Source organism: Oribacterium sp. oral taxon 102 (genome assembly GCF_013394775.1).
Lineage (GTDB): Bacteria > Bacillota > Clostridia > Lachnospirales > Lachnospiraceae > Oribacterium.
In genome coordinates this window covers 1862358-1879921 of the sequence record NZ_JABXYT010000001.1, presented here as the reverse complement: position 1 = coordinate 1879921, position 17564 = coordinate 1862358, and the positions used below count along the sequence as shown (strand labels likewise).

The 17564-nt window shown below is 55.8% G+C and carries 14 protein-coding genes and 1 tRNA gene; all 15 read left to right on the top strand.

Features of this window, described 5'->3' with window-relative positions; all coding sequences use genetic code 11:
- Window positions 1-2: 2 nt before the first annotated feature.
- The 15 genes from HW273_RS08465 (at window position 3) to HW273_RS08395 (ending at window position 17564) form a co-directional block, all read left to right on the top strand.
- Window positions 3-998: a DHH family phosphoesterase gene (locus HW273_RS08465; RefSeq protein ID WP_179011471.1), complete on the top strand. Its 996-nt coding sequence runs from the start codon at window positions 3-5 to the stop codon at window positions 996-998.
- The gene (truB, locus tag HW273_RS08460; protein ID WP_179011469.1) at window positions 999-2606 is read left to right on the top strand and encodes a tRNA pseudouridine(55) synthase TruB; all 1608 of its coding nucleotides are present in this window, start codon (window positions 999-1001) and stop codon (window positions 2604-2606) included.
- A 133-nt stretch (window positions 2607-2739) separates the two neighbouring features.
- Window positions 2740-3006: a 30S ribosomal protein S15 gene (rpsO, locus tag HW273_RS08455; protein WP_179011467.1), complete on the top strand. Its 267-nt coding sequence runs from the start codon at window positions 2740-2742 to the stop codon at window positions 3004-3006.
- A 200-nt stretch (window positions 3007-3206) separates the two neighbouring features.
- Window positions 3207-5297: a polyribonucleotide nucleotidyltransferase gene (locus HW273_RS08450; RefSeq protein ID WP_179011465.1), complete on the top strand. Its 2091-nt coding sequence runs from the start codon at window positions 3207-3209 to the stop codon at window positions 5295-5297.
- A gap of 211 nt (window positions 5298-5508) precedes the next feature.
- On the top strand, window positions 5509-6966 hold the full coding sequence (gltX, locus tag HW273_RS08445; RefSeq protein WP_179011463.1) for a glutamate--tRNA ligase: 1458 nt from the start codon (window positions 5509-5511) through the stop codon (window positions 6964-6966).
- A gap of 348 nt (window positions 6967-7314) precedes the next feature.
- Window positions 7315-8259, top strand: coding sequence for a DNA-directed RNA polymerase subunit alpha (locus HW273_RS08440; RefSeq protein ID WP_179011460.1), 945 nt, complete (start codon window positions 7315-7317; stop codon window positions 8257-8259).
- Window positions 8260-8341: 82 nt separating this feature from the next.
- A tRNA-Lys gene (locus tag HW273_RS08435) sits at window positions 8342-8414 on the top strand.
- A 158-nt stretch (window positions 8415-8572) separates the two neighbouring features.
- Complete coding sequence (locus HW273_RS08430; RefSeq protein ID WP_179011458.1) at window positions 8573-9394, top strand: hypothetical protein; 822 nt, start codon at window positions 8573-8575, stop codon at window positions 9392-9394.
- A gap of 325 nt (window positions 9395-9719) precedes the next feature.
- Window positions 9720-10241, top strand: a complete 522-nt coding sequence (locus HW273_RS08425; RefSeq protein WP_179011456.1) for a hypothetical protein — start codon at window positions 9720-9722, stop codon at window positions 10239-10241.
- Between the two features lie 9 nt (window positions 10242-10250).
- Window positions 10251-11201 carry a hypothetical protein gene (locus tag HW273_RS08420; protein ID WP_179011454.1) on the top strand — a complete coding sequence of 317 codons (951 nt, stop codon included), beginning with the start codon at window positions 10251-10253 and terminating at the stop codon, window positions 11199-11201.
- A 123-nt stretch (window positions 11202-11324) separates the two neighbouring features.
- Window positions 11325-13460, top strand: a complete 2136-nt coding sequence (locus HW273_RS08415) for a hypothetical protein (RefSeq protein ID WP_179011452.1) — start codon at window positions 11325-11327, stop codon at window positions 13458-13460.
- A gap of 94 nt (window positions 13461-13554) precedes the next feature.
- Window positions 13555-14781 (top strand): heme-binding Shp domain-containing protein, encoded by a 1227-nt coding sequence (locus tag HW273_RS08410; RefSeq protein WP_179011450.1) that lies wholly within the window; start codon window positions 13555-13557, stop codon window positions 14779-14781.
- Window positions 14766-15713, top strand: coding sequence for a heme ABC transporter substrate-binding protein IsdE (isdE, locus tag HW273_RS08405; protein WP_179011448.1), 948 nt, complete (start codon window positions 14766-14768; stop codon window positions 15711-15713). Before HW273_RS08410 ends, isdE begins: the two co-directional genes overlap by 16 nt.
- Before the next feature lie 62 nt (window positions 15714-15775).
- The gene (locus HW273_RS08400) at window positions 15776-16756 is read left to right on the top strand and encodes a FecCD family ABC transporter permease (RefSeq protein ID WP_243206772.1); all 981 of its coding nucleotides are present in this window, start codon (window positions 15776-15778) and stop codon (window positions 16754-16756) included.
- The gene (locus HW273_RS08395; RefSeq protein ID WP_330603979.1) at window positions 16746-17564 is read left to right on the top strand and encodes an ABC transporter ATP-binding protein; all 819 of its coding nucleotides are present in this window, start codon (window positions 16746-16748) and stop codon (window positions 17562-17564) included. Before HW273_RS08400 ends, HW273_RS08395 begins: the two co-directional genes overlap by 11 nt.

The window sequence follows — 17564 nt, the reverse complement described above, 5'->3', positions numbered from 1 at the left end:
GGATGAAAGAGCAGTTTAACCGAATGATCGAAGAGGCGGATTCTGTCTGTGTGCTCGGGCATATCAATCCGGACGGGGACTGTTTGGGCTCGACGCTTGGAGTGAGGGCGTATATCCGAAACCGCTATCCGGGCAAGAGAGTCAATGTCTATCTGATGGAGGCAAATCGGAAATTCGCTTACCTTCCGGGCTTTGACAGCATTGTCCATATCCCCTCCGATCGGAAATATGATCTCGCGATCCTCTGTGACTGTGCGACACTGGATCGACTCGGCGATTTCGGTATACTCGCAAGGAATGCGAAGCAGACCTTCATCGCGGATCATCATATCACGAATTCGAATGCGGCATCCGGCACGGCGCAGATTCTTCCTCACGCCTCCAGCACCTGCGAGGTCGTCTTCGACCTGATGGAGCGGGAGAACATCGATCAGGACTGCGCGGTCTGTCTCTATACCGGTATTATCCACGATACGGGCGTCTTCAAGTACAGCGCAACGAGTCCGCACACGATGGAGATTGCCGGCTTCCTGATGGGGAAGGGCATCGATTTCGGGCACATCATCGATGACAGCTTCTACTTCCGAACCTATGCGCAGCAGCAGGTGCAGGGCAGGGTGCTGCTGGAAAGCATGCTGCTGATGGATCGGCGGGTGCTGGTAAGCTGGCTCACGATGAAGGAGATGCGCTTCTATAATGTGAGCTCGAAGGATATTGATGGGATCGTGGCGACGATGCGGGAGACCCGCGGCGTGGATGCGGCGGTTTTTCTCTACGAGATCGCGAATCAGGTTTACAAGGTCAGTCTTCGCTCCAACAATCCGGGAGTGGACGTCTCCGCGATTGCGGCGCATTTCGGCGGCGGCGGACACAGGATGGCGGCGGGTTGCTCGCTGGCAGGGTCTGCGCACGACGTCATTAACAACATTACGAGGGAGCTTTCGATCCAGATGGACGCAGCGGACTTCGTGAGCAACGCGGCGCGGGAACAGGAGTAGATGGACGGAATCATCAATGTTTATAAAGAGAAGGGGATGACGAGCTTCGATGTCACATACAGGCTCCGTTCCATCCTTTCCGAGAGAAAGATCGGACACGCAGGCACCCTCGACCCTATGGCAGAAGGGGTGCTTGTTGTCTGTGCGGGGAAAGCGACGAAGCTGGTGGACAGCATCGCCGCCGGTGAGAAGGTCTATGAGGCGGAGCTCATGCTCGGACTCGAGACGGATACCGAGGACATCACCGGAGAGGTTTCCCGAACTGCTCCGGTAGTGTGCAGCGAACAGGCAGTGCGCGAGGCGGTGCACTCCATGCAGGGAGAATGCTGGCAGATCCCGCCGATGTACAGCGCGAAGAAGCAGAACGGAAAACGGCTCTATACGCTCGCGCGGGAAGGAAAGGTTGTGGAGCGGAGGGCGAGCCGCATCACGGTCTATGAGATCCGGACGGACGGGATCGCCCTTCCGTATGTACGCTTCACGGTGCGGTGCAGCAAGGGAACCTATGTCCGGACGCTCTGCGCGGAGATCGGCAGGAAGCTCGGCTGCGGCGCGGTGATGTCTGCGCTTCGGAGGAGCAGGGTCGGCAGTTTTCGGGCGGAGGACAGCTTCACGCTTTCGGCGCTTTTGGAGAGGAAGGAGGCAGGGACGCTCTGGACCGCGGTGAAGCCGCCGATCTATATTCCGGAGGACACGGCGGTGACCTTCGGCAAATTCGACGGCGGGCACCTCGGGCACCAGCGGATTTTCGGGAAGCTTTTCGAAACGGCACGGGAGCAGGGCTTGAAGACTGCGGTTCTGACCTTCTCGCAGAATCCGGACGTCGTGGTACGGGGTGAGAACCGGCCCTCGATCTCGCCCGGCCCGGAGCATCTGTCCCGACTTCGGAACTTCGGCTTCGACTATGTATTTGAGTTCCCGATGACGAGGGAGACGATGCGGCTTCCGGCGGAGGACTTCCTCAGGGAGGTGCTGCTCGGGGAGATGCGCGCCCGGGCGATCGTGGTTGGAACGGATTGCAGCTTCGGATACCGTGCGGAGGGCAGCGCCGCTTTTCTCCGGGAGCGGGAGACAGTGCTCGGCTATCGGCTCTATGTCGTGGATAAGGTGACCGTGGCCGATTCGGACGGCAGTATCCGGGAAATCTCGAGCAGCCTGATCAAGGAAAAGATCGCAGCAGGAGAGATAGAGCTCGCGAACGCGTGGCTCGGGAGGTGCTTCTCCGTTGCCGGCGCGGTCATCCACGGACGGCGGTTCGGCGGGCCGCTGCTGTCTTTTCCGACGGCAAACATCAGACCGACGGAGGGGAAGGTAATACCGGCACTTGGTGTATATGTCAGCCGGGTCTTCCTGGACGGCGTACTCTACTGGGCGGTGACAAGCGTCGGTACGAATCCGACGATCTCCGAGGGCAATCCGGTTAATATCGAGACACACATCCTGGATTACGAGGGGGATCTTTACGGACAGAAGATCCGGGTGGACTTCCTGAAGCGGCTCCGCGGGCAGAAAAAGTTTGCCTCCCTCGCAGAGCTGAAGGCGCAGCTGCTTCGAGACCGGGAGGCGGCTCGGGCGTATGCGGCTGCGTTTCCGCGGATTTCTGATTGACGGGACGGGATTCTTCTGCTACTATTTCAGAGGACTTCGCGATAGCGTGATGGTTCGGACTCCTTCCGACGATTAGGCTATACGGAAGCAAAACGGCTGCCGCAGGGGCAGCACAGAGTGAAAGGAGAAAGAGATGATTACAAAGGAAAAGAAGGCGGAGATTATTGCAGCGTACGGGCGTAAGGCGGGAGATACCGGCTCGCCGGAGGTGCAGGTGGCCATCCTCACGGAGAGAATCACGGAGCTTACCGAGCATCTGAAGCAGAATCCGAAGGATCACCATTCCAGACGCGGTCTTCTGATGATGGTCGGTCATAGACGCGGTCTTCTGAATTATCTGAAGAATACGGATCTGGACAGCTACAGAGCGCTGATCGAGAGACTCGGACTTAGAAAGTAATAGGCATTTCGGCCGGCTGCAGTGTGCTTTGCAGCCGGCTTTTTTTCGCGGTGGTATATGGCATTTATTCCGCGGCTGTGCTATACTACTTTCGGTTTTTACGCAGATGTTCCGAGCTCACTGAGGAGGGCACGGCTTTCCGCGCCTTGCTCAGTGGATTTGGAATGCTGCTCGTTTTTTTTATGTATCAGGAGGTTCTTATGTATAAGAGTTATTCCATGGAGCTCGCCGGCAGGATGCTGACGATCGACATCGGCAGAGTATGCGCGCAGGCAAACGGCGCGGCGCTCCTGCACTATGGAGACACCACCGTGCTCTCGACCTGCACCGCCAGCGCGAAGTCGCGGGACGGTATCGACTTCTTCCCGCTCTCTGTAGAGTTCGAGGAGAAGATGTATGCGGTCGGCAAGTTCCCGGGCGGTTTCAAGAAGAGAGAGGGGCGTGCCAGCGACAATGCGATCCTGACCTCCCGCGTGATCGACAGACCGATGCGCCCATTGTTCCCGAAGGATTACCGGAATGATGTGCTGCTGGACAATGTGGTGCTTTCCGTAGATCAGGACTGCTCGCCGGAGCTTTTGGCGATGCTGGGCTCCTCGCTTGCGACCTGCCTTTCCGATGTTCCCTTCGACGGCCCCTGCGCTTCCACGCAGGTAGGCATGATTAACGGTGAGTTCATCCTGAATCCCGGCAATGCGGAGAAGGCGGTTTCCGACCTGCTCCTCACCGTAGCCTCCACCAGAGACAAGGTCATCATGATCGAGGCGGGCGCGAATGAGATCTCGGACGAGAAGATGATCGAGGCGATCTATCTGGCACACGATGTGAACCAGCAGATCATCGGCTTCTTCGATTCCATCATCGCGGAGTGCGGCAGAGAGAAGCATGCCTATACCTCCTATGCGGTACCGCAGGAGCTCTTCGACCGGATGAAGGCGGTCGTTTCTCCGGAGGAGATGGAGGAAGCGGTATTTACCGACGACAAGCAGCAGAGAGACGCCAATGTCGCGGCAGTCACCGAGAAGCTCACGGCTGCCTTCGCGGAGGATGCGGAGGCGCTTGCGATTCTGCCGGACGCGATCTATCAGTATGAGAAGAAGACCGTACGCAAGATGATCCTGAAGGACAGGAAGCGTCCGGACGGCAGAAGGATCGACGAGATCCGTCCGCTGGAGGCAGAGGTGGATTTGCTGCCGAGAGTACATGGCAGCGCCATGTTCAAGCGCGGACAGACTCAGATCATGAATATCACGACACTGGCGCCGCTTTCTGAGGTGCAGAAGGTGGAGGGTCTTAATGAGTATGAGACAGAGAAGCGCTATCTGCATCAGTACAATTTCCCGGGCTACTCTGTAGGAGAGGCAAAGGCATCCAGAGGGCCGGGAAGAAGAGAGATCGGCCATGGCGCGCTCGCGGAGAAGGCACTGCTTCCTGTGCTGCCGAGTGTGGAGGACTTCCCGTATGCGATTCGTGCGGTTTCGGAGACGATGGAGTCGAACGGCTCCACCTCCATGGCATCGACCTGTGCCTCCTGCATGTCTTTGATGGCGGCAGGCGTCCCGATCAGGGAAATGGTGGCAGGGATCTCCTGCGGTCTGGTGACGGGAGAGACGGATGAGGACTACATTGTCCTGACTGACATCCAGGGGCTCGAGGATTTCTTCGGAGACATGGATTTCAAGGTAACCGGTACGCACAGCGGCATTACAGCAATCCAGATGGATATCAAGATCCACGGTCTGACCCGTCCGATCGTCGAGGAGGCAATTCGCCGTGCGCATGAGGCGAGAAACTTCATTATGGACGGAGTCATGCGTGCCGCGATCGCGGAGCCGCGGAAGGAGCTCTCCGAGTACGCGCCGAAGATCATCACGATCCAGATCAACCCGGAGAAGATCGGCGATGTTATCGGCAAGCAGGGCAAGGTCATCAACGGAATCGTCGAAGAGACCGGTGCAAAGATTGATATCGACGATACGGGTATGGTTTCTATCTCCGGCATCGATATGAACGCGCTGCAGAGGGCGAAGGAGATCGTAGAGTCCATCGTGATGGAGATTGAGCCGGGACAGATCCTGAGGGGTACGGTCGTCCGCATTATGAACTTCGGCGCATTCGTGCAGCTCAGCCCGAACAAGGACGGCATGGTACACATCTCGAAGCTTGCCGACGGACGCGTCAATGAGGTCGAGGATGTGGTGCATATCGGCGATCAGGTTACGGTCAAGGTGCAGGAGATCGACAAGATGGGCAGGATCAATCTGACGATGCGGCCGCAGGATCTCGCATAAATCTGCGGGAGGGGAAGAGGAGGGCTCCAGCGCGCTGCGCCGGAGTCCTTTTCCTGCCTCCGGAGGAGCATTCCGTACGGACAGAGATTTGACTGCCGAAAACCTGCCGACACTGCGAGGGTTCCGAAGAAGCGGAGCTGCGCATATACTATGGGATACCGAAGACTTCGGCATACGGATTTTTCTGGAAATGGAGAAAAGAGGAGAGAGGATGAAGATCAGAACACGTTACGCGCCCTCCCCGACAGGGCGGATGCATGTCGGGAACCTGAGAACGGCGCTGTATGCTTATCTGATTGCGAAGCATGAGGGCGGGGACTTCCTGCTTCGCATCGAGGATACCGATCAGGGAAGGCTCGTGGAGGGTGCCGTAGAGCTTATCAATGAGACGCTCGCGGACACGGGACTGGTTCCGGACGAGAGCCCGGAGAAGCCGGGGAGCTGCGGACCCTATGTACAGTCCGCGCGGGTACAGGCGGGGATCTACCGCAAATATGCGGAGGAGCTCGTCCGGAGAGGACAGGCATATTACTGCTTCTGCACGAAGGAACGCCTTGACAGCCTGAAGACGACGGTGAACGGTGAAGAGATCCTGCATTATGATAAACATTGTCTCGCACTTTCTCCGGAAGAGATTCGGGAGAAGCTCGATGCGGGCGTGCCCTATGTTATCCGGCAGAACAATCCGGCTGAGGGGACGACGAGCTTTCAGGATGAGCTTTACGGCGAGGTAACGGTAGAGAATTCCGAGCTGGACGACATGGTGCTGATGAAGTCGGACGGCTTCCCGACCTATAACTTCGCCAATGTGGTGGACGATCATCTGATGGGGATCACTCATGTCGTTCGCGGCAATGAGTACCTCTCCTCCAGCCCGAAATACAACCGCCTCTATACGGCGTTCGGCTGGGAGATCCCGAAGTACATTCACTGTCCGCTGATTACAGACGAGAACCACAGGAAGCTCAGCAAGCGTTCCGGACATTCCTCCTTCGAGGATCTGCTCGAGCAGGGCTTCGTGGCGGAGGCCGTCGTGAACTTCGTGGCGCTGCTTGGCTGGAGTCCGGAGGGGAATACGGAGATCATGAGTCTCCCGGAGCTGATCGAGAGCTTCGATTACCACAGGATCTCGAAGTCCCCGGCGGTTTTCGACATGGGGAAGCTGCGCTGGATGAACGGGGAGTATATCAAGACGATGGATTTTGATGCTTTCTATGCGCGGGCTCTCCCGTATATCCGGGAGAGTCTTCACAGAGAGCTGGATTTCCGCCATATCGCGGAGCTGCTAAAAACCCGGATCGAGGTTTTCCCCGATATCCCGGCGCAGATCGATTTCCTCGAGGCGGTTCCTGATTATAATGCAGCGCTCTTTGTGAACAAGAAGTCGAAGACGGATCCCGCCAATTCCCTGCAGCTTCTCATGGAGGTACTGCCGCTGCTCCGTGCACAGGAGGATTTCTCCAATGACGCGCTCTTCGAGCTGCTCTCTGCCTTCGGAAAGGAGAAGGGCTACAAGACGGGCTTCATGATGTGGCCGATCCGCATCGCGCTGTCCGGGAAGCAGATGACGCCGGCGGGCGCCACGGAGATCATGGAACTGCTCGGCAGGGAGGAGTCTTTAAGGAGAATCGAAGCGGGAATCGAAAAGTTAAAAGTGAAGCAGGCTTGATTTTGGCTGTAAATGCGCTATGATATGAAATATAAGGAATGGAAAATATTCTGCTTCATTATGAAAAAGAGTGCATTATGAGTAAACAGTCATGGGAAGCAGGCTGAGGATACGGATAAGATCAAGGCAGGCGGGAAGTCCGGAAGGGATCTCCCGCCTGCGCTTTACCTAGCAGTTGCTTCTGTTTGATTTAATTGCGAATGTCTTATCTGAATTGTTACGAACCCGAATCGATAGAAAGTATTTGCAAAGTCAAAAAAAAAATGTATAATTACTAAGTTAATGGATAAGGGGGGAGTCTGCGCTTTTCAGCCCTGGCGTTTCCCTGCGGATAAGAGGAGTTTATAGATGGAAAATATGTTGAAACCAGAGTTAGAGGTTGTGGAGCTTTCGGACGATCAGAAGTACGGACGATTTGAATGCGGCCCTCTCGCCAGCGGAGAGGCGGTCGTTCTGGGCAATTCCCTTCGCCGGATTCTCCTTTCCTCTATGCCGGGCGCGGCGGTCAGCGAGGTCAAGGTCGACAGCGTATATCATGAGTTCTCCTCGGTTTCCGGGGTGAAGGAGGATGTCTCCGAGATTATTATGAATCTGAAGAAGCTCGCGATCCGCGACGATTCCATAAGCGACGAGCCGATCACTGCGTATATTGACTTTGCGGGAGAGGGCGTCGTGACCGCGGCGGATATCAAGGTCAGCTCCGAGGTAGAGATTATCAATAAAGAGCAGGAGATCGCGACACTGTCCGGCAAGGATGCGAAGATCTACATGGAGCTGAAGATCACGAAGGGAAGAGGCTATGACGGTGCCAATACCAGAGATCACAGCGAGCTTCCGATCGGCGTGATCGCCGTGGATGCGATCTATGCGCCGGTCAAGAGGGTGAATACTGCCATTGAGGAGCTTGGCCCGGGCAGGGAGAAGCTCGTGCTAGATGTCTATTCCAACGGGACGATGGCTCCGGAGGAGGCGGTTTCTCTGGCGGCGCGTATCATGCAGACGCACCTCCAGCTTTTTATGAGCATGGATGAGGCTTCGCGGGAGAATGCGGTGCAGAGCAGCGGCGGCTCTGAGGACAGCTATGATGAAATGAATAAGAGCATCGATGAGCTGGAGCTCAGCGTCCGCTCCTACAATTGTCTGAAGCGCGCCAATATCAATACTGTAGAGGATCTCTGTGACAAGACCATGGATGACCTGATGAAGGTTCGCAATATGGGGCGGAAATCACTGGATGAGATTCTGGGCAAGCTGGAAAGCATGGGGCTTTCCCTCGCAACGAAGACGGAATAAGGGCAGGATAGCTGAAAAATGTATTGACATTGTCTGTATGATTTGATATGATACTACGGTCGTCGTAAGCGGCCGCAGAAATGCGCCCTTAGCTCAGCTGGTAGAGCAGTAGACTCTTAATCTATTTGTCCAGGGTTCGAGTCCCTGAGGGCGCACGAAAAGCTCCGGATTTCCGGAGCTTTTTGTGTGCAGTTTATGTGAGTGGATATTTGGCGCTTCTTCTCCGCATCCTGCGGTTCATGGCTTGAAAGAAAGCGAAAGTTAGTATAAACTAATTAAGAACTGTTAAAAATCTGTTAGGATGTGGAGAAAAATGGAGAAATTGACGCCTGTGAAGGCAAGGCTGCTGATGAGCCTGATAGAAATTGATGAACACTGCCGGAGCATAAGCTATATGGCAGCACAGCACAATGTGGCGAAGTCCACGATCAGCAGAGCCGCGGATTGGTGCGAGGAGCAGGGGCTGCTGCGCAAGGATCGTGAAAAGCGGATGTATCTTACAGAGCATGGAAGGCAGATAGCGACGCGGCTCGCGCGGGGAAAGAAAATCGCAGACGAATGGTGCAGGCTATATGCCGTTTCCGCACAGAATGCGGAGGAGGACGCGGAGGCGCTTTATCTGGGCTGCTCGGAGGAGCTGCTGGAAAAGCTGTCCGCACAGACCTTGCTTTACAGCGCCAGTCGGCAGATGCACAAAACGCCCTTTCCCAGCAGCTATCAGCTCTGCAGGGCGCTGCCGGACGGAGAATATCAGCTGGACTTTGTATTTTATAAATATGGGGAGCAGCCCGGCTTCCATGTTTCCATGGCAAATGAGGGCTTCGTGCATCCCCTCCGGCTGAAGGTTCACGGGAGCGACGGAACCGTAGTGCTGAGCGCGCTGTCCATCCAGTGCAGGAGCCGGGAGACGGGAAGCTATATGGCAGGAGAGGCAAGGAGCCTTCGCTATGTGAAGGAGGAGCTTTCCTATGACGCTGTCAGGACGGGAAATGAGTTTTTCATTCCCTTTGAAATATTTCATATAATCAGCATTTCAGATTGTAGCTGCCATGCTGTAGCGGAGCTCTGCATCAGGAGTACTGTGGCGGAAATGCACATGCCGGAGAGCAGAGTGTCTCTTCTGCTGATCCTGTAAGGCTCTGCCGGATTTTCAGTGTCATCGGCACTGTGTGCTGCCCTGCCGCACCGCCGGAGTGAAGCGCAGCGCGGCATTTGCAATACGAATATTACGAAGTATGTGCATCGCTGTTGCGGGTGTGCAAAACAGGAAAAGACTGCATGTGAAATATAAAACATGCTTTATTCAGCCATAAATTGTAAAATTTGGATAAAAATAGAGAAAAGCCTATGACAATGGTTGCGGAAGCGCAACAACTGTCTGATTGACGCAGGGAGCGGGGAGCTCCTATAATTCTAACTGCTTAGTTAGTTTCTTCTAACCAAAAGAAAGCGAGAAGCTTATGGCAGACTCAAACAGAAAAACACCAGACGGTTTCCATAAGAAGCCATCCTTGCAGAATGGGATCATCCTGCTGCTCCTTCTGGCACTGCTGGCTACCGGCGCCTACAGTATGTCCGGAAGCAGGAGGAGCTGGTCAGCGGAAGCGGAAACAACGGCTCCGCAGTTTGAAGAGGAGCAGACGAAGGTATCCTCCGAGGGTGACGCGGACAGGGGGATCCGGATTCCGGGCTACTCTGTCATTATGGTTCCGGCAGGAACAAAGAATGTGTCGGTGGATCTGTATAATCCGGAGGAGAATGAGGTGTACTTCAAGGTGAAGCTCACACTCAGCGATACCGGGGAGGAAATCTATGCATCCAAGCTGCTGAAGCCTGGACAGCATCTCTATGAGATCGAGCTGAACAGGGCGCTGGAGGCAGGAGATTACAGACTGCTGCTGGAGTACGAAACGCTTTCCATGGATGGGAGCTACAGCGGTAAAAACGGTGCGAAACTGAACTGTATATTGAGAGCGGCATAGGAGGTTGAAATGAAGCTGAAGAAGATCTTGGCAACGGTAGTGGCAGCGGCGCTGCTGGCAGGAAATATGACGATCCCGTCCTTCGCGGAGCAGGTGGGCCGCGTGGACGGAGCGTATACGGCGAAGCTCACCATGCTTCAAAAGGGGAAGACAAGTCCCAGTATGTGCGACCCTTTGTTTGTGGAGAAGGCGGATGTGACCATATCCGGAAATGACGCGGTGATCCGCAGCTATGTGGCATTTCCGGTTCCGGGATTTCCGACAGACGGGGCGGACGGGACGGTAAAGGACGTGAAGCTGAGCTATCAGGGGCAGAGCTATGAGGCGGAGCTGGATCTGGAGACGAAACCCCTGAAGCCCATGAAGAAAACCGTGTCGATGTTTGGGACGACAGAGGGGGAGGAGATTTCGACGGAGATCGTGAGCTTTACCGTTCCGAAGGCGGCGCTGGAGGAAACAGTGCTTCCGGTATCGGCCTACGTCGGTGTAGTGATGCATTCCAACGTGAGCTTTGATATGAAGCTGGAGGATCTGACGCTGGTCAAGGCTGCAGAGGGAAGCGGCGGAGAGAGCGGACAGACGGAGGATAAAAACAACAGAAGCCTCACGGTGAGGGCAACAGTGGCGGCGACACCGTCTGCCTATACCGTCACCATTCCGGAAGCGATCTCCATGGGAGAGCTGGATCTGAAGCAGGACAATGAGAAGAACTACGATGTGAAGGTCGATATCGAGGCGGGAAATGATGACGGCTATGTGAAGATCAGCGCGGCGGAGAAGGGCGACCTGAAGGCAGGCGGCAGCAGCATCGCCTTTACCAATAGCTTCGGAACCAGAGAATTCCGGCAGTCCGGGACGGAATCTGCGACCCTTTCCGTTTTGGCGAAGGAGCTGAAGAATAAGAAGCCGGGAGACTATACCGGAACCACCGTATTCCATATCGAGTATCTCACGAAATAAACTTCAAGTGATAAAGCACATCACACGGTATCTGTCTTTCGTGCCGCCCCGTCTCAGAATCGGGGCGGTGAAGCCTGCTTCAGATCCGCGGACAGGCTTCGGCGGGAGCATGGGAGAGAGAAAATGAAAAGAGGATTTCGCACGATTGCCATACTGACCGCAGCCATGCAGATCTGTTTCTCCGCGGTGCCGGCGATTGCGCTGGCGGAAGAAGCTGTATCGCAGAATGACTGTGCCGCTGTACAGGAAAATAAGGACGTGGAGGGAGAGCAGCCTGCAGAGGATGGGAAAACCGGAGAGAGGGAGCAGCCTGCGAAGGATGAGGGGGCCGGCAACGGCGGGCTCCCGGAAGGAAATGAAGCCGCAAAGGACGGCGAGGAGAAAAATGCTGTAGCGAGCAGCTCTGTTTTGCGGGAGAGCATGGATGCCGCCGGGAGGATGCCGGAGGAGGAAGCGGTGCAGGAGCCCATGGATATCTCTGCGACGATTCCGACGGGAAACGAAGCGGACTTTACGGTGATCATTCCCTCGGAAATTGTCGCCGGTACACTGCGCACGGATCTGGATACGGAGCTTCGCTATTCCATATCGGCAGAAATGACGGATGGAGAGGAGGGCTATCTGCGAATCAGCTCCGCGCGGGAGGGCGTGCTGTATCATGAAGAGGACAGCGCCTGCGGCATTCCCTTCGAGAATCGTTTTGGGACGAAAAAGCTGAGAAGTACTGAGCTGGATTCCAGAGTTGTGATAGATTCCAGCCTGCTGATCCGGAGAGAGGATGTACGGAAAGCCAAGGCAGGCGAGTACATGGGAACGATCCTGTTTGAAATAGAATATGTCCCGAAGGAGGGAGGAAAAACAGGGGAGGACCCCGGCACGGGGAAACCCGACAAAAAGGATCCGCAGAAGCCGGAAAAGAAGCCGGGGCAAAAGGGAGAGAAGCTGGAGGAGACCGGGAAATATTATGCCAGAATGTCCCTGAGAAGGAATGATGATTTCGAGGAGAAGAGCATGTGCGAGCCGCTTTTCTTCGAAAAAGCGGATCTGGATGTGGGGGAGGAGAATACGAAGCTTACGATGTATATCATCGATCCGGTTCCCAGCTATCCGGAATACGGGACGCCGCTCAAGAACGTTCGTTTTCTTTATAATGGAAAGAGCTACAAGGCAAAGGTAGGAGGCGGAAGGAAGCTTATTAAGCATTTCTCACAGGCGGACGGCTTCATTGATGCGGAGGGGGATTATGAGACCAGCGTCGTGACGGTAACGCTCCCCAATGCGGCGATCCGGGATTCTGTCAACGGAGACCTGCAGTGCGAGGCATATGTCAATGCGGTGATGAAGTCTACGCAGAAATTTCGTGTGGTGCTGGATGACATTGAAAAGGGAAAGTCGGAGACGAAAAAAACCAGCTCTATTGTGCTGGAAGATAAGGCGTATATTTCTGATCTTACCCTTGCGGAGGGGAAAAACAAAAAAAAGAAAAGCGCGCTTCATGCGCTGTTCTCTCATAAGGCGGATATTCTGCCGGATGGAGACAGCGTCTCGCTGACACTGTACTTCATCGATCCGGTGCCTGCCTTTTCCGAGGAGGGCACCGCCTTTTCCGAAGCATACTTCCTCTACGAGGGACAGGAATACGAGGCTTCTATCGATACCTCCGATTCGTCGCTGATCCGGAAATATCAGAAAACGGAGGGAAATATCCCGGAGACAGGAGACTATAAAAGCGGGAAAATGCAGGCGGAGCTGCCCGGCGAGGCAGTGAATGCGTCAAGATCCGGGAAGCTGCGTCTGCGAATGCAGGTGAAGGCGGGACAGGACAGGGAAATGACGGTCTCCGTATTTCTGGAGAACCTGAAGGGCGGAAGCACGAAAAATTCCGCGAGAGTAGCAGGCATCGACCGTGCGAATGCCTCGGAGGGCGGAGGCAGCGCGATTCCGGCAGCTGCGAGCGCGGGTGTTGTGCGTCCGGAAGTCCGGCGTTTTTCAGCCGGTAAGCCTGTGATGAAGCAGGCGGCGCAAGCTCTGTCTGCCGCGAATGCCTCGGAGAGCGGAGCCACCGCAGGGCCGGAGAAGCTTCGTGCATACAGAAGTCCTGCGGAGGAGCGGAAGGAAGCGGGGAACGCTTCCGGGAGGGAGGGGCTACACCTCCCCGAATTGCAGAGAGAAAGGGCGCTGCTGAAAAGGCTGATCAGCATAAGCCTCCTCTTCATCAGCTCCGGCGTGGGTTATGGTCTGAAAAGGAAATTTCTGTGATGGAAAGGAAGAAGATACGGCGGTGGAAATTTTTGCGGAGGCGCAGCAGGCACAGCGGAGATTCTGCAGAAGCCGGAAGCAGAGGAAGGATGAAATGAGGGAACTGCTGAGGGAAGCGCTGCGGAGAAAAAACAGGGGAATCATCGTTTTACTGCTGCTCTGCATTTTCGGTGCAGCCTTCGGGCTTCCTTCCTTTGCCGCAGACTTTACGATGAACATACACGGGAGCTACCGGCATCCTCTCACCGGTGTGATCGAGGATGCCGGCGGAGAGGCAAGCGAGGCGCTGGGCCAGTCCATGGTGCAGAGGATCATGGGAGATAAGGCGTACTATGAGGAGGTGGGGGAGGAACGCTTTTTAAGCGTCGCGTTTGGTATGAGCGACAGCATCAGCAGCTTCCGCTTCGATGTGGATACGGGAAATGGCTTCGCGGAGACGAGCAGCGAGCGATTCTTTGATGGCGACAATGTGGCAGACTATCGGATCCGGACAGTTTCCAAGGAGACTGTGCTCCGAGCGCGGCTCTTTGTGGAGCCCATGGGCAGAAATGTGGTATTTTATATCTATGGAACCGATTTTGTCCCGGGAAATGCCACCTCCTTTCCCTCTCTGATCAGTCACGCGGAGGAGACCGCCGCAGGCGGGGCGGAAGCCGTTCCTCTGCCCGCAGCAGAGAACGTCTCGGAGGCGGCTATGCCGGAAGACGGCTATGCGGAGGCTTCCGCCGCGGAGAACGGTGAAAATCCCGAAGCGATGCCCTCCCTTCCGCTGACTGCGGATGAGCTGCTCGAAACGGCGGAAGGAATCGTCGCAGGGCCTGAGACAACGAGGGCTTACGGCGCGTCTTCTGCGGAGCAGCAGGAGGGCGGCGCGGCAGGAGAAGCCCGTCTCTCTCTGGAGGAGGATTTTGCGGGAACCATTTTTTTATTTGTTCTGGCGGCGAATCTTCTCTCCGGTATCCTTCTGATCGCATTTTATTTCTCACTTCGTTTCCTCTATGACAGCAGAAAGGAGAGGAGAGGAAGGATGGCGGAAGGCCTGAAAAGAAGCTCCATTCTGGATCTGGACGTAGAGGCTCTGGATGCGGAGGATCCGGAGCTTCTGGAAGCCTTTACAGACGACTATGACTTCAAGGCGGATCCGGAACAAGCAGAGGATGCGGATTCGGAGGCGGCATCTAAGGAGGATTTCTGGCCGGAGGACGAGATAGAGCTGCTTTCGAATGAGGAGGCGCCTCTGCCGGAAGCGAGGACGGAGCATTCTGCAGAGACAGGGAAGCAGAGAGGGAAAAAGGAGCGGAGAGCATGCGGAGCAGGGTGAGAGAACGGAAGGGAGAGAGGGCGGCGCGGCGCTTCTGTGCAGGGGCTGCCGCTCTTTTTCTGGGGTTTCTGCTCCTTTCCTGCGGGGCACGGCGCTCCGCGGCGCCGGCTCCCGGAGACGGCACGGCTGCTTCTGCGGGAGTGGACGGGGGAGAACCGAGGCTGGCAGCCACCAGCATGTCGATCGTGGAGATCTGCGATAAGCTGGATCTGCCTCTCGTCGGGGTGCCGGAGAGCAATCAGTTCACACTGCCGGAGCGGTATCAGGGACTTAGGAGAGTGGGAGCGCCTATGTCTCCGGATCCGGAGATTCTCGCGGATCTCGCGCCGGACTATGTGCTGAGTCCACTGACGCTCCGGCAGGATTTGCAGGAGAAGTATGAAAAAATAGGCGTAAAATACCTCTTCCTAAATCTGAAAAGCGTCCCCTCCATGTATAAATCGGTAGAGGAGATGGGGACGCTTTTTCACAGAGAGCAGGAGGCGGAGCAGCTTCTCACGGAGTTCCGTCAGTTTTATCAGAGATTCCGGCAGAGTCATATCGGGAAGGAGGGGCCCAGCGTTTTGATTCTGATGGGGCTTCCCGGCGCCTATGTGATCGCCACGGAGAATTCCTACTGCGGCAGTCTGGTGGAGCTTGCAGGAGGGAGAAACGTCTACAGTGGCACGGACAAGGACTTTCTGAATGGGAATACCGAGGATATGCTGAAGCGGGACCCCGACGTGATTCTCAGGACGGCGCACGCCATGCCGGAGGAGGTGATGCAGATGTTTGATCAGGAATTCCGGGAAAACGATATCTGGCGGCATTTCCGCGCGGTGAAGGAAAACCGGGTGTATGATCTGCCGAGCGAATGCTTCGGCATGAGTGCGAAATTCAATTATCAGGAGGCGGAAGCGTATCTTGATACGATATTTTACGGCGGAGAATGAGGGAGATCGGGCGCAGAGGATGAGAAACGTATCATATGAAAAATGAGAATCATAGGAAGCATATGAGGATAATACTGGCGTTCCTCGCGGTGTCGGCGGGACTGTTTTTCATGCTGCTCCTCTCTATTCGGACAGGGAGCATTTCCATCGATGTGGGAACGCTGCTGCGGGGGCTGTTTTCGACGAAGAACGAGCAGTTTAATATGATCTGGGATCTGCGCTTCCCGCGGATTCTGGTGGCGCTTCTGGCAGGCGCAGCGATGGCGGTATCCGGCGTACTGTTTCAGGCGGTGCTGAAAAATCCGCTGGCGGATCCGGGTCTGATCGGGATTTCCAGCGCGGCGGCGTTCACGGCATCGGCAGTGCTCCACTTCTTTCCGATGCTGTTTTCCTACATTCCGCTGTTTTGCCTGCTCGCCGGGGAGCTATGCTTCTTTCTGGTGTACAGCCTTTCCTGGAAGCATGGACTTTCCCCGCTCCGAATCCTTCTGGTGGGGATTGCGGTGCAGGCTGTGTTCACGGCGCTTTCCCAGTGCCTGAATACCATGACGGGAGCGGCGCAGAGCGGCGCGGCAGCCATTATAAGCGGGAACATCAGCATGAAGACATGGACGGATGTAAATTGTCTCCTCTGCTACCTGCTTCCGGGACTGCTGCTCGCGCTGCTCGCCTCTCCTTACTGCGATCTGCTGGCGTTTCAGGACAAAACCGTGCGCAGCCTCGGCATCGAGGTGAATCTGCTGCGCTTCCTGATCAGTCTGATTGCGGTACTGCTGGCGGCGAGCGTCAGCGCGGTTGTCGGAGTCATCGGTTTTCTGGGGCTGCTGGTGCCGCATATCGGGAGACTGTTCGTGGGAAACGGGCACAGAGTCCTGATCCCCTTCACGATACTGCTGGGCGCATTCCTCTTCCTCTTCGCCGATACTGCCGGACGGATGATCGCCTATCCCTATGAGGTCAGTCCGGCGGTAATAATGTCTCTGGCGGGAGGACCGGTCTTCATTCTATTGTTGAGAAGAAGCGAGGCGCTGCGTGGAAAGTAGGAGAGAAAAGAGAAAAGTCGAGGAAAGGGGCGATGCCTTCGTGGCAGAGCATCTGTCCTTTGCATATGACAGTTCCGCTACGGTGCTTCGGGATCTTTGCTTCCGGATCAAGAGGGGAAAGATTACGACGCTGATGGGGGCGAACGGCTGCGGCAAGTCCACGCTTTTTCATCTGCTGACGAAAAATCTGAAGCCGGTTCTGGGGAATATTTACTGTAAGGGCAGGAACCTCGAGGAGATCCCGCTTCGGGACTTCGCGAGGAATGTAGCAATTGTGCATCAGCACAATGCCGCCCCGCCGGATATGACCGTGCACCAGCTGGTAAGATACGGGAGGACACCGTACCGGGATATGCTGCGGGGGCATGCGGGGAGAGAAGAGGAGGAGAGGCGGGTGGCGAACGCCATGAAAATCACGGGCGTATATCCGCTCAGAGATCGCCCTGTAGAGAGGCTGTCCGGCGGGCAGAAGCAGCGGGCATTTCTCTCGATGGCGCTGGCACAGGATACGGACATCCTGCTGCTGGACGAGCCTACGACCTATCTGGATATCCGCTATCAGCTGGAAATCCTCCGCCTGATCCGGCGCATCAACAGAGCCTTCGGGATCACCATTGTCATGGTGCTGCATGATATCAATCAGGCGATGCGCTACAGTGATGAAATCATCGCCATGTCTCCCCGCGGAACGCTGCTCGCCGGAGGCGCCGCGGACAGTGTCATGGACGAGACGCTGATTCAGCGGATCTACGGGGTCAAACTGAAGCTGTGCAGGACGGAGGAGGGAGCCTTCGTCCTGACAGTATAG

Coding starts and splice junctions, on each gene's coding strand:
- isdE (WP_179011448.1), top strand. CDS start 14,766: ATGCGGAGCAGGGTGAGAGAACGGAAGGGAGAGAGGGCGGCGCGGCGC.
- HW273_RS08465 (WP_179011471.1), top strand. CDS start 3: ATGAAAGAGCAGTTTAACCGAATGATCGAAGAGGCGGATTCTGTCTGT.
- truB (WP_179011469.1), top strand. CDS start 999: ATGGACGGAATCATCAATGTTTATAAAGAGAAGGGGATGACGAGCTTC.
- HW273_RS08430 (WP_179011458.1), top strand. CDS start 8,573: ATGGAGAAATTGACGCCTGTGAAGGCAAGGCTGCTGATGAGCCTGATA.
- HW273_RS08400 (WP_243206772.1), top strand. CDS start 15,776: ATGAGGATAATACTGGCGTTCCTCGCGGTGTCGGCGGGACTGTTTTTC.
- HW273_RS08450 (WP_179011465.1), top strand. CDS start 3,207: ATGTATAAGAGTTATTCCATGGAGCTCGCCGGCAGGATGCTGACGATC.
- HW273_RS08420 (WP_179011454.1), top strand. CDS start 10,251: ATGAAGCTGAAGAAGATCTTGGCAACGGTAGTGGCAGCGGCGCTGCTG.
- gltX (WP_179011463.1), top strand. CDS start 5,509: ATGAAGATCAGAACACGTTACGCGCCCTCCCCGACAGGGCGGATGCAT.
- HW273_RS08425 (WP_179011456.1), top strand. CDS start 9,720: ATGGCAGACTCAAACAGAAAAACACCAGACGGTTTCCATAAGAAGCCA.
- rpsO (WP_179011467.1), top strand. CDS start 2,740: ATGATTACAAAGGAAAAGAAGGCGGAGATTATTGCAGCGTACGGGCGT.
- HW273_RS08440 (WP_179011460.1), top strand. CDS start 7,315: ATGGAAAATATGTTGAAACCAGAGTTAGAGGTTGTGGAGCTTTCGGAC.
- HW273_RS08415 (WP_179011452.1), top strand. CDS start 11,325: ATGAAAAGAGGATTTCGCACGATTGCCATACTGACCGCAGCCATGCAG.
- HW273_RS08410 (WP_179011450.1), top strand. CDS start 13,555: ATGAGGGAACTGCTGAGGGAAGCGCTGCGGAGAAAAAACAGGGGAATC.